The organism is Streptomyces sp. MK37H, from assembly GCF_018035285.1.
Lineage (GTDB): Bacteria > Actinomycetota > Actinomycetes > Streptomycetales > Streptomycetaceae > Streptomyces > Streptomyces endocoffeicus.
Genome location: NZ_JAAAYH010000004.1, coordinates 1 through 12,394, shown reverse-complemented (window position 1 = coordinate 12,394; position 12,394 = coordinate 1). Strand labels below are relative to the sequence as shown.

The following is a 12,394-nucleotide window of genomic DNA, read 5'->3' as shown; positions in this document are numbered from 1 at the left end:
GCCGACCGGTCAGGCCCGCTGGCGCGTGGGGCGCAGACGGATATCGTCGAGGTGGACATGGGTCGGGCGTCCGATCACATACCCGACGACGTCGGCGACGTCCTCCGGGACCAGCAGCGGCCCGTTCTCCTCGGCGACCGCCTCGAACCACGCCGTATCGTAACCGGCGGCCTCCTGGAACCCGGAGCGTACGAAACCCGGCTCGATCAGGGTCACCCGGATGTTGTGGAGGCACACCTCCTGCCGCAGTGCCTCCACCAGCGAGTGCACCGCGAACTTGGTCGAACCGTAGACCGGATTCGCCGCCGACACCTGTCGGCCGACGGTCGAGCCGATGACCACGATGTCACGCACTCGCGCGCCGCCGTCGGCCTCCGCCCGCTTGCGGAACTCGGCGCCGACCACCCGGAGTTGGCGCACCATGGCGAGGTAGTTGACTTCCACCAGTCGCTGCCAGCGCTCCGGGTCGGAGCCCAGCACGGTGCCGGGCAGGCCCTGCCCGGCGGCGGCGACGAACACATCGGCCGGTCCCCACTCCCGCTCAGCCGTAGCCAACAGTTCCTCGGTGTGGCCGGCCTGTGCGATATCGCCGGCCACCGGTACGGCCCGGCCGGGCGCCGTACCCAGCTCTTCGGCCAGTTCCGTCAGTCGTTCGGCGCGCCGGCCGGCGGCCACCACATAGGCGCCCTGATGGGCGAGGTGGTGGGCGACGGCCCGCCCTATCCCCGACGAGGCCCCGGTCACGACTGCGATGCGTTGGTCTGTCACGTAGAGTCCCTGTGATTCATCGATCGGCTGGCTCATGGAGAGGGCGGAACGGGCCGGTGCGGCAGCTCGCCCTGGTCGATCAGACCGGTTAACCAGGCGTGCAGCCAGGTACGGTCAGGTGCCGGAAACGACACGTCCAGGCGGGCGAGCAGGCGGCGGGTGCGACTGTGGTCGTAACGGACATTGCGCTCCGGACGGCTCGCCCAGAAATGCGCCAGAGCGATCTGTTCGTCGCCGTCGGCCAGTTGGTCCGCGAACAGCGGCGCGAAGTCGGCGGCCGCATCAGGCTCCAGGGCGAACCTGAGCTCGCGCAGGGCGGCGAACAGGTCCGCGTAGAGCACCTCGTGGTGGGTGTCGACATGGAAGGTGCCGCCGGACACCCGTTCGCTCCGCGAGATCGCCAGGATGCCTTCAGCCACCACATCCACCGGGCTGAGTGCCACCGTCCGCGCGTCGACCCTGGGCACACGGCCGATCTGGACGGCGGCGCGCAGAAGCTGGACCAGCCGGCTGTCACCGCCGTTGCGCTGGAAGCGGCCGGTGACCGAGTGGCCGGTGACGTTGCCGGACCGGTAGACGAAACCCGCGCCCCCGGCCGCGGCGAACTCGTGGACGATCCGCTCCGCCTCGTACTTGCTGCGCTCGTACTCGTTGAGAAAGCGCTGGCCGATGTTGAGGCTTTCCTCGGAGAAGACCGCCGGTTCGCCCTCCGGTCCGGTGCCGCAGACCGCGAGAGTGGAAACGTAGTGCAGATCCTTCGGCCGACCGGTGGAGGCGAGAGCGACGACCGCACGCACCGGTTCGGTGTTGAGATGGGTGAAGCTCTCGCGGTCGCCGAACAAGCGGGTATCGGCGGCGAGGTGGTAGACGGCCTCGACCTCGCGGACCAGCCGTTCGTACTCCTGGTCGGACAGGCCGAACGCGGGCTCGGCGAGGTCACCGGCCAGCACGGTGAGCCGGTCGGCGTAACGGTCGAAGTCAACATCGGGCAGATACCAGGCGAGCGTCTCGCGCAGCCGCTCGGCGGCCGGGCGGCCGTCGCGGTCGCGGACCAGGCAGTGGATCGTGCCACTGGTACGGGTGAGCAGCAGGTGCAGGAGGTGGGCGCCGATGAAACCGGTGGACCCGGTGAGGAGCACGGTGCCGTACTCACGAACGCCGGTCCCTCCGAGGCCGCCACCGGCCGACGGCTCGAAGCACAGCGTGCGCGGGACCTGGACGAGCAGACCCGTGGAGGAGCCGGGCTCCACCACGAACTGCCCCTCCTCCGGCGGAAGTCCGGCCGCCTCCAGCAGATGCGCCCGGGTACCGCGTGCCAGATCGATCAGCTGCCCGGAGTCGTTCAGGCGTGAGGGGTAGGACAAGTCGACGACCAACTGGCCGTCGTGCAGGCGCGCGGTGAGCTTCAGGGCGTAACCGCGGTCATTCTCCGGTCCACGAACCGGACCCTGCCGATGCCGTGAGGGCGACAGCCGAAGCTCGTCGTCCTGAGGGAAGGCAAGCGTGCCCAGGTAGTTGAAGCACACGTCGGTGCGCTGTGGCCGGCCGTGGAGCCCATAGGCAACGCCGAGTCGGGGCACATCCGCCAGCGCGGCCTCAGTGGCCTTGACGGTAGCCGTCATGTCGTCGGCGACGGAAGCGATACGGACCGGGAAAGTGGAGGTGAACCAGCCCACCACCCGGGAGACGTCAAGGGCCTCGTCAAGTGGGAGTCGTCCATGGCTCTCGACATCCACCACGACCTCGTCGGTGCCGCGCGCCGTGGCCAGTGCTTGGGCGAAGGCGCCGAGCAGGACAGCATGAGGGGGCAGCCTGCTGTGATGCAGCGCGTCGGTCTGGGAGCGGGAGAAGCGGAACCAGACCGTCTCGGCGTCGCCCTCGCGGTTGTCGCCGATGGCGGCAGGGGCTGGGGGCGAGGTGGTGATGTCGCCCCAGTACTCGAGGTCGTCTGCCAGGGCAGGGGCCTGGCCGCGCAGGTGGGTCGCCCAGTCGCCGAAGTCGGTGGGTGCGGAGGCAAGGGAGGGGGCTCTGCCGTGCAGCCGTTCGGCGTAGCAGTGGGCCAGGTCGCTGGTGACGATGCGCCAGGAGACGGCGTCGACGCACAGGTGATGGGCCACCAGCAACAGATGGCTGCGTTCCGTGCCGAGGAACAGGTGGGCCTGCAACAGGGTGCCGTCCTCGACCCGGATCCTCTGCTGGCAGGCGGTGGCGGTCTCCTCGATATGCCGTTCAGCCTCTCCGGCGTCCACTGGCAGAGTGGAGCTGGTGAACGGAGTGCCGGGCTCGGTGAGCACGCGACGGACACCGCCTGGTCCGGGGCGGAAAGCGGTGCGGAGCAACGGGTGCAGGCGAACCACATCGGCCACCGCGGCAGCCATGATCTCCGGTCGGACCGGCGGGTCGGCGTCCAGCAACAACGCCTGGTTCCACTGGTCAGGCTGGGCGAAGTGCTGCCGGAAGAACCACTCCTGGGCGGGGGACAGCGCGGTGTCCTCGGCCAGGAGCGGGACCACCGGACGCTCCGTGGTCTCGGTGCCCGCCCGCAGACGGGTGGCCAGGGCAGCCGCTGTGGGTTCGGCCAGAAAGGCGGCGGCGGATACCCGATGGCCGCGGGACTGAAGGTCCGCGATCACCTGGATGGCATCGATGGAGTTGCCGCCGACCGACGAGAAGTCGTCGTACGGGGTGAAGTCACCGTGACCGAGTTGGCGCCGCCAAGCCGTCAGCACCTCCTCGAGCAGCGGATCCTCCGAGGAATGGGTGTATCGGCGCTCGGTGGGGCTCTCCTCGACTAACTGACGCAGCGCCGCGAGGTCGGTTTTGCCGTTTCCGGTCCGGGGGAAGGCGTTGAGTACTTCGATCCGGTCCGGGACCATATACGAAGGCAGCACTTCCCGGGCTCGGGCTCGGAGCGAGGCCGATGGCTCGCGGGTACCAGGTGTGCTGACCACGGCGACCAGTCGGCCCTGCTCACCGGGCAGCACCATCGCGAGGGCGTTGGTGACACCGTCCATCCGTCGCAACTCCGCTTCGACATGGCCGAGTTCAACGCGGTGGCCGCGCACCTTGACCTGCCGGTCGCCGCGGCCGAGGAACTCCAGCACACCGTGGGAGTCGGCCCGGACCCGGTCGCCGGTGCGATAGGCCACGCCGAGACCGGGATGTCGCGCGGCCACTTCCTCGGTGAACGCGGCCGCGGTGGCCTCCGGGGCGCCGCGGTAGCCGAGTGCGACCGAAGGGCCGGCAACGTACAGCTCGCCGGTCGCATCGCGCTCATGGAAGGCCCCGTCCGGCGTGCGGACGAAGAGCCGGTTCGCACCGAGCGGGCGGCCGATCGGTACCGACTCCGCGTCGCCCAGGGCGTCGAGGTCGGTCTCGGAGGTGAGGAGGTGGACGCAGACGCCGACCGTCGTCTCGGTCGGGCCGTAGTGGTTGACCAGTGTGGCGGTGACGCCGGAAGCGATGACTCTGCGGGCCAGCGGCAGGGGCAGGAGCTCGCCGCCGAGCAACAGATGCCGAAGCCTGGGTCGGGTGGCGCCGTCAAGCCCGTAAGCCTGGAACAGGACGCTCCAGTGCGAGGGCGTGGTCTTGAGGACGTCGATCCCCTCGGCATGCAGATAGTGGAGCAGACCTGCGGGGTCGCGCCGTGTGGCGTCGTCCACCAGATGCAGGGTGCCGCCGGTCCACAGGGCGAGGAAGACGCATGTGTTGCCGAGGTCGGCGGCAAGCGTGGTGACGTGGGCGTACTGGAGCGGCTCGGTGATGTCGAGGCGCTCCAGCAAGGACTCGGTGTAGTGCCTGATGTTGGCGTGCGTGACCATGACGCCCTTGGGCACCCCGGTGGAGCCGGAAGTGTGCAACACGTACGCGGTGTCCTGCACCGCGGGGGTGGTCACGCCCTCCTCGGGAGGCTCCCCGGCGTCCCTGATGTCCTCGATGCCCCCCATGACCCCGATGTTCCCGGGGACGTTCTCATGGACGTCGACGACGTCGAGCCCGTGTCGACGTAGTTCGTCGAGGTACGGTGCCGCACCGAGTACCAGGTCGGGGCGGGCCGCGGCGAGACGGCCCACCCCCTCGGAGACCGGATCGGTCACGTCGACCACGGTGTATGCCGCACCGGCGGAGAGCACAGCCAGGAGCGCGGCGACAGTCACAGGCGTACGGTCCAGATACACACCGACGAGGTGTCCGCGGCCGACGCCTCGGTGGCGCAGACGGCGGGCCAGGCGAGAGACCCGGACGTCGAGCTGTGCGTAGGTCAGACGATCGTGACCCACGGCAACAGCCGCGCGGTTCGGGTGAGCCTTCGCATGCGCTTGGACCTGAGCCGGGAGCATCTGCTGTCGTCCTCCAGGTGTCGACTCGTGGCCGGGTGGCTGGTGGTGGGGCGTCAGCTCCAGAACAGGAGCGGTTCCTCCGGGCCCTTGGAGACGATGAAGGCGCTGGCTCCGACCCGGTGTCGGCCCTTGGCCGGCGTCACCGCGTGCAGCTGACGGGGGCTGACGAGAATGAGGTCCCCGGCTTCCGGGTGGATCTGAAGCACCGGCTTCTCGATGGAGTCCGGCTCCAGGCCCTCGACCTCGAGGATCCGCTCCTTCTCTTCCGGAGTGGGCTCACGCAACCAGAGCTGGAGGTCGCCGCCCTCATCCGCGGACTGCAAGTAGATGTTGGCAACGAGCTGGTTGAGCACACCCTCGATCTCGGGGGCGTCGGTCTCCTGATCAATCGCGTCGCTGTGCGGCCAGAACTCCGAGGTGTTCGGCTGGAAGACGCGGAGGGCACCGACGAAGCAGGTCCGGCCTCGCAGGCGCAGCAGGTTGGCGCCTGCCGGCCACAGCTCCTGCAACTCCAGCCGGATGCGGTCCACCGGCGCCATGTAGGGATGGAACATCGAGCGGACGTCATCGATCGCCGGGAGCGCCTGCTCGTGGTACTTATCCGTCAGCTCCTTGTCCCACTTGGTATCGATGTGGGGCATGTAGACACGACCGACACTGCTAGTGTGCTGCTTGTGGTAATGGCCGAGTTCCTGGTGATTGATTGCCTTTTCGGCGACCTCGACCGCGATCTCGACCGGGTAATAGCCGCGCACATGGATCGCGGCGATCTCCCGGTTGGCCAGCTGGAGCAGCGTCTCTGTGGTGAGTTCGTACGCGACCGTGCTTGTCGCGGACCGTACGACGTCGGGCAGGCTGGTCACGGATAGCTTCCTCTCGATAAAGGCGCAGGACTGGCGCGAAGGGCTGACCGTGCTGGGAACTCGATTTCGCGCTCATCCGGATCGGCATTAATGGCAAGACAGCCCGGATCAGGAAGAACGGAATCTTCCAGCCGCAACAGGGTCGGCCGGAGATCAGCGAGTTGAAACCCTTGTTCTTAACCAGTTGCCCCCGGCAGCAGTCAGCATCACCGCAAGTCACCGGCGCGCCGCTCCCGAGTTTCGCATAATCCGGAATCCGCGCTACCGGCATTTGAGTCTCGCTGAGCTCTCCCAGTCGTGTCAACGACGCGGCAATGGGAACTAGGGGAAATCATAGGGAGCGATGTTTTTCGAGCCCAGCGCCCGGGCCCGCCGGCAGATGTTCGACCTGCTCGATATCCGGTTGCAGTTGATCAAGTTTTCCCTGGCTTGCACGGTTTGAGCTTCACGTAACTCTCCATCCGGAATTCTCCCGATGGGTCATAGGTAAGCGTTGTTACGCAAATGATCAACGGCATGCCGATTGACAGGCGCCACTGCCCCTCATCTGACCGGCGTGAAGGGCGTGAAATTGCACAGGCGGGCGATGCCGAGCATGGCGTGGTGGACGCAGTCGCCTTCAGGCGGCGGTCACGGAGGATCTTCCAGATGCTCAACAGGCACCGAACGGACCCGCCCGCAAATGCTCGTACTTCATACGCACCGGACTTGAACCCCAGGAGGGGGGCTGAACTTCCTGCTCGCCTGTCAGACCTTCCGATGGCAACGCAACCGGCCTCGACCTCGGTGCTCCTGGAGCGACAGGGCGCTTCATCGACCACAGCACCCGACGCGTGCATATCGCCGGCATCACCCGGCACCCCACTGGCCCCCGGATCACCCAACAGGCACGCAACTACCTCATGGACCTCGGCGACCACGCCGAGTCGATCACGATGGGTGTGCGTGTCATTCCGACACTGCCCCAGGTGCCCCGGATGAACGCGATCGCGGAACGCTGGATCGGATCATGCCGCCACGAGGCAACCGACCGCGTCCTGATCACCGGGCAGCGCCACCTACGCCTCGTCGCCAGTGAGTACGCGGAGCACTGGGTGCGGTGTCGTTACGGCGACGTTCACTCCCCCTTGAACACGGCTTTCTGGACCTCGTCAGGGCCTTCGAAGCGGCCCTTCTTGAGGTGGGACAGCTGGTCGACGAGCTCACGGTCCGCCCCGTTGTCCTTGGCGCGTTCCACCAGTGACTCCTTGTCGGCCGGGTAGCTCGCGTCCTTGAGGGCCTTCTGCAGGTCGGTGGGGTTGGGCTTCGCCATGGCCGATCCTTCCCTTCACAGACTCGAGTGGCACGGTGCTCGGTTCCGCCGTGCCTCGCCTTAAGTGCCCGTAGCCCAGGGACCCAATCAGGTGGCACACCGGTTTCCGCCGCCCGATTCTGGTCACCCTATGAGCTGACATCCATCGAAATGCGGAGGACAGCGTCATGAGCACTGCGCAGACCGAACGTGCGGAGGCGGCGAAGCTGCCGAAGGGTGATGTAGTGGCCATTCTGCTCGAGCAGCACGCACGCATCCGCGACCTGTTCTCGGACGTGAAGGGCGCCGAGGGCAAGCACAAGCAGCAGGCTTTTGACGAGCTGCGAGCCCTCCTCGCGGTGCATGAGACCGGCGAGGAGATGATTCTGCGCCCGGTCGCGAAGGACACAGCCGGTGAGCAGGAGGCCGGCGCCCGCAACAAGGAGGAGAAGGAAGCGAACAAGGTTCTCGTCGAGCTCGAGAAGATGGACGTCTCAACTGCCGAATTCGACAGAAGGCTGGCCGGATTCGAGAAGGCGGTCATCGACCACGCCGAGCACGAGGAGCGGGAGGAGTTCCCCGCGATCCTGCGGGATTGCTCCGAGGACAAGCGCCGGAGCATGGGAACGAAGCTGCAGATGACCGAGAAGATCGCCCCGACGCACCCGCACCCGGGCGTGGCCGGGTCCCCCGCGGCTCAGTGGGCGGTGGGGCCGTTTGCCTCACTCGTCGACCGGACGAAGGACCTCCTGAAGAGCGCCGCCGGCTGACCCTGGGCGGCGGACCGCGAGGCCGGCCGCACACCGGGCCGGGGGGCGGGTCGCCCGTCGCGACCCGCCCCGTCGCGCCCCCTCGGCGTCCGTTGCGCCTTATGTACTGGAATGCGAGTACTCCGAGGGCGCGGAAGAGCGGGACGTCCGGCCCCCCACCGCCGTTTCCAGCCGCGAGGAGAACCCATATGCGACCGCGGATGCCACTCCCGGCTCGGGTGCCGGCTCACGCGCCTCAGGAAGGCGATGGCATCGTCGTCGGCAACGGCCCAGTGATCATCGATGCGTATATCGACTTCCAGTGCCCCTTCTGCCGGATGTTCGAGGAGGCATCGGGGCCACTGCTCGATGCCATGGTCACCGAGGGGCAGGTGACGTTGGTCCATCACCCGATGGCCTTCCTGGACGCCATGTCGACCAGCCGGTACTCCACCCGCGCCTCGGCCGCCTCGGGCTGCGCCTCCGACGGCGGGGCATTCATGGAGTACCTCTGCACACTCTTCGCCAACCAGCCGCCGGAGGGCGGGCCCGGGCTCGGTGATGAGGAGCTGATCGCGCTCGGCCTGCGGGTCGGGCTGAACGACGCCTTCGCCGCGTGCGTGCGCGAGGGTGTTCATCTGGACTGGCCTCCGTACGTCACCGCCAGGGCGGCCGAACGCGGGGTGAGCGCCACGCCGACCGTACTCGTCGAGGGTGTCGCCGTAAGGCCCCACCCGGGCCTGATCAGGACCGCGGTGGCGGCCGCCCTCCACCACCCGGCGTGACCGGCGGACAGCGCGTGAGAGGTGGTTACGCATGACGGTGAAGCTGAACGACAAGGCGTACGACCACGCGAAGAGGCTGATCGAGAAGGGGCAGGGCGTGGCGGCGGAGGGTGATTCTCCCGAGCGGGGCGCCGTACGAATCCCCGCCGCGGTAGACGGCGGCACGCCCGCTCACGCGTGAGCCGAGGGGTTGCTTGGCCGTGACCCGCTCGATCGGGTCCTGTCCGTCGGGGACGAGGTGGAAGGCGCGGACCGAGCGACGGTGGTCGCGCTTGGAGCCGTTGAGGTCAGGGCAGCCGGGCAACCGCATGGGCGGCGTTGCCCTGTTGGTGGTCGCCCCCGCTGACGACGACCGGCGGAGTCTCTCCAGCATGGCGACCCCGGCGGCCCGCCGCGTGCGCACGCCAGGTCCAAATGCGCGCCCTGAGTCGACCCGCCATGCCGAAGCGGTCGGCGACAACGGCGCCTTGCCAAATGGAGGCACCTCCAGCTCGGCGTGGCCGTGCATCGGCGGGTATCCGGGGCGGCGGTAGACGGCGGCGCCACCCCTCGGCCACCGGCCGGTAGGCGAGCACACCGGCTGGTCGCCCCCGGAACGCTGCTGCGCCGGCACCGCCGTCTGGTGACACGGAAGTGGACCTACCCGCACCGTGTCGGCCGCCCCTCAGGCGCCAGCAGGTGCTCGGTGGGCTGCTCGACGAGTACCAACCACGCCTCTCCGATTGCCTCACCAACGACAGAGAACGCCCAGCTCAGCAACCTGATCGGAATAATGACACCCTTCAGGCCTCCCCGCAGGCGGGTATCTCGGCGAAGGACTGAACGGCGCGCTCCCGTACCCCCTCGGTGAGCCTGAAACATCGACACCAGGATCGACGACGTCACATACTGACCCTCGTCGAAATCTGACAACGGGGCCTTCTGCGTCCGGGCCTTCCAGGACAGCGACTTCTGCCGCAATCACGATGAGGAATCGCAGTGAACGCACCTACGTCGCCGACCGTTTGGGTGACCGGCGAGACCGTCGACGGCCGGTACCGGGTGATCGGCGAGCTTGGCCGGGGCGGGATGGGCGTCGTGCACCGGGTACGGCATCTCGCCTGGGGCATCGACATGGCGGTGAAGAGTTCGCGGCCCGAGCTGTTCCGGAGCCCCGGCGATCAGGAGCTGTTCGTCAGGGAGGCGGAGACGTGGGTGTCCCTCGGGCTCCATCCGAACGTCTGCGCCTGCCATTACGTGCGGGTGATCGACGGTGTCCCCCGCGTGTTCGCCGAGTACGTCGACGGCGGCAGCCTGGCCGAGTGGATCGGCGACGGGCGCCTCCACGCCGGGGATGCGCGGCAGGCCCTCGCCCGTGTTCTCGACACGGCAGTCCAAGCGGCCCGTGGGCTCGAGCACGCCCATAGCAGAGACCTGGTGCACCAGGACGTGAAGCCGGCCAACATTCTGCTCGACGGCACGGGCGCCGCGAAGATCACCGACTTCGGTCTCGCCCGGTCCAAGGCCGCCACGGCCCCGGCTGACCTCCAAGTGGCGCCCGGTCTCAGCGTGTTGGTGCCGTCCGGCGGCATGACGGTCGGCTACGCGTCCCCGGAGCAGCTCGCGGGCGAGCCCGTCGGGCGGCGCAGCGATGTCTACAGTTTCGCGGTCTCGGTCCTGGAGATGTTCACCGGCGGTGTGCATTGGGCGGCTGGTTCGGTCGCGGGTCTCGCGCTGGAGGAATACCTGGCCGACCCCTCGAATCCGGTCGCGGCGCCACCGGAAGTCGCCCACCTGCTCCGGCGCTGCCTGCGGCAGCACCCGGCCCACCGGCCGGCCTCGATGGCGGACATCGCGGATGTACTGACCGGGATCTACGAGCAGGCGACCGGCTCGGCGTATCCGCGTCCCACGTCGCAGGCCGCCGATCTGCGCGCCGACGAGCTCAACAACCGTGGCCTCTCGCTCCTCGACCTGGACCGGGCCGCCGACGCCGAGCAGGCCTTCGACCAGGCGCTCGCGGTCGACCCGCACCACGTCGGGGCCGTGTACAACGGTGGCCTGTCCCGGTGGCGTACGGGGGCGATCACCGATGGGGAACTCGTCGCCCGGTTGGAGGCGATCCCGCGTGGGTCCGGCGCGTCCTCCTGGCAGGTGCGGCTGCTTCTGGCCCGGGTCCACCTCGAACGCGGCGACCTCGCGGCGGCACGCGACCTGCTCGACGCCCTCGCACGCGAACGGCCCGACGACACCGACGTACGGGCGGCGCTGCGGGTGGCGGCCTCCGGAACCGTGGCCGATGCCCGCCACACCGGCACCCGCGAATTCCGCGAGCCGTTCGCGCTGCCGTTCGCGCCGGTGAAACTGCTCGCCCGGCACGAGGTGATGGGCTACCTGCCGATCCGGTTCACTCCCGACGGACGCCTCGCGCTGAGCGGCCACTGGGACGGCGTGCTGCGGCTGTGGTCCACGGCGACCGGCGCACAGCGGTTGGCGGTCAAGGGCCACCGCACGCAGGTGCTCGGCGTCGACCTCACCCCTGACGGCTCGTACGCACTGTCCACGAGCCGCGACGGCACGGTGCAGTTCTGGGATCTTGAGGAGGGCAGGTGTACCCGCGTCATCCGCTCCGCCGCACGCGCCACGGGGTGCCCGGTCAGGTTGAGCGCCGACGGGCGCATCGGTGTGTGGCAGGGCATGGACGGACGCGTCCAGGTCTGGGAGCCGCGGACCGGGACCTGCCAATGGTTGCTCGGGGAAGCGTTCAAGGGCAACTACCTGGACGGCTCGCAGTACGAGGTGAGCGCCGACGGGCGCCATGTGCTCACCGCCGAGGAGGACGGGGCGCGGCTGTGGAGCGTGGCCGATGGCCGGTGCCGGGTGCTGGCCGCCGGCTCGGCGACGCATGCGCTGTGCTTCAGTCCCGACGGGCGGATGGTCGCGGTGGCCGGCGAGGACCGGGTGATCCGGTTGTGGGATGTGGGGGACGGCCGGCAGGTCCGTACGATGCGTACGTTGACGGGGCTGACCGCCGCGGCCAGTCACCTGGCCTTCGCCGACAGTGGGCGGCTGCTGCTGTCCGGAACGACCGGCGACCACACCGTTCAGATCTGGGAGCTGAGCAGCGGCCGGTGTCTGCGGACCTTCACCACCCACGCGTACGGAATGCACCACGTCGGATTCCCCGACAGCGACGACCGGTTCGGCTGCTCCATCGGCGGGCATCCCGAACTGCCCATGCATCGCTGGCGGTTGCCCGATACCGAATACGCCGCCGAGCCGCACCTGATCAAGCCGCGCGAGTACGCGGAGGTCAGCCGGCTCGGCGGACTGGCCGAGGAACTGCTCGCCGAAGCACGCCAGGCCATGTCGAACGGCCGACACCGGTCAGCCTTCGCCCTGCTGACCCGCGCACGGGAGATACCCGGATACGAGCGCGCCCCCCAGGTCCTGGCCGCCTGGCACGAACTGGGCCGCTCGGCGCGCCACGTACGGCTGCGCTCCGCCTGGTCGCGGCCACTGGACGCCGGCCACCTCTCCTACGGCGCCATCACGGCGATCGGTGTCGCCGCGGGTGTCCGGCTCGCCGTCAGCGGGCAGAGCGACGGCACCGTACGGA

The 12,394-nt window shown here is 68.8% G+C and carries 8 protein-coding genes; 4 read left to right on the top strand and 4 right to left on the bottom strand.

What is annotated here, in order from left to right; translation table 11 throughout:
• Positions 1–9 precede the first annotated feature (9 nt).
• The 4 genes from GWI24_RS01440 to GWI24_RS01425 form a co-directional block, all read right to left on the bottom strand.
• Complete coding sequence (locus GWI24_RS01440) at positions 10–768, bottom strand: SDR family oxidoreductase (protein ID WP_210944048.1); 759 nt, start codon at positions 766–768, stop codon at positions 10–12.
• Between the two features lie 32 nt (positions 769–800).
• Positions 801–5,108, bottom strand: a complete 4,308-nt coding sequence (locus GWI24_RS01435) for a non-ribosomal peptide synthetase (protein ID WP_210944047.1) — start codon at positions 5,106–5,108, stop codon at positions 801–803.
• A gap of 53 nt (positions 5,109–5,161) precedes the next feature.
• Positions 5,162–5,971: a 2OG-Fe(II) oxygenase gene (locus GWI24_RS01430; protein ID WP_210944046.1), complete on the bottom strand. Its 810-nt coding sequence runs from the start codon at positions 5,969–5,971 to the stop codon at positions 5,162–5,164.
• A 1,117-nt stretch (positions 5,972–7,088) separates the two neighbouring features.
• Positions 7,089–7,283: a DUF2795 domain-containing protein gene (locus GWI24_RS01425; protein WP_210944045.1), complete on the bottom strand. Its 195-nt coding sequence runs from the start codon at positions 7,281–7,283 to the stop codon at positions 7,089–7,091.
• A 167-nt stretch (positions 7,284–7,450) separates the two neighbouring features.
• Between GWI24_RS01425 and GWI24_RS01420 the strand changes: the two genes are divergently transcribed.
• The 4 genes from GWI24_RS01420 to GWI24_RS01405 form a co-directional block, all read left to right on the top strand.
• Entirely contained in the window at positions 7,451–8,032 is a 582-nt protein-coding gene (locus GWI24_RS01420) for a hemerythrin domain-containing protein (protein ID WP_210944044.1), read from the top strand.
• A 188-nt stretch (positions 8,033–8,220) separates the two neighbouring features.
• Positions 8,221–8,796, top strand: coding sequence for a thioredoxin domain-containing protein (locus tag GWI24_RS01415; protein ID WP_210944043.1), 576 nt, complete (start codon positions 8,221–8,223; stop codon positions 8,794–8,796).
• A gap of 31 nt (positions 8,797–8,827) precedes the next feature.
• On the top strand, positions 8,828–8,977 hold the full coding sequence (locus tag GWI24_RS01410; RefSeq protein ID WP_210944042.1) for a hypothetical protein: 150 nt from the start codon (positions 8,828–8,830) through the stop codon (positions 8,975–8,977).
• A gap of 797 nt (positions 8,978–9,774) precedes the next feature.
• Positions 9,775–12,394, top strand: a 2,620-nt coding sequence (locus tag GWI24_RS01405) for a protein kinase (RefSeq protein WP_210944041.1), incomplete at its 3' end; no start/stop codon positions are given.

Excerpts from the sequence above, each read along its gene's own strand:
- GWI24_RS01420 (WP_210944044.1), top strand. The coding sequence starts at position 7,451 with ATGAGCACTGCGCAGACCGAACGTGCGGAGGCGGCGAAGCTGCCGAAG.
- GWI24_RS01410 (WP_210944042.1), top strand. The coding sequence starts at position 8,828 with ATGACGGTGAAGCTGAACGACAAGGCGTACGACCACGCGAAGAGGCTG.
- GWI24_RS01415 (WP_210944043.1), top strand. The coding sequence starts at position 8,221 with ATGCGACCGCGGATGCCACTCCCGGCTCGGGTGCCGGCTCACGCGCCT.
- GWI24_RS01435 (WP_210944047.1), bottom strand. The coding sequence starts at position 5,108 with ATGCTCCCGGCTCAGGTCCAAGCGCATGCGAAGGCTCACCCGAACCGC.
- GWI24_RS01425 (WP_210944045.1), bottom strand. The coding sequence starts at position 7,283 with ATGGCGAAGCCCAACCCCACCGACCTGCAGAAGGCCCTCAAGGACGCG.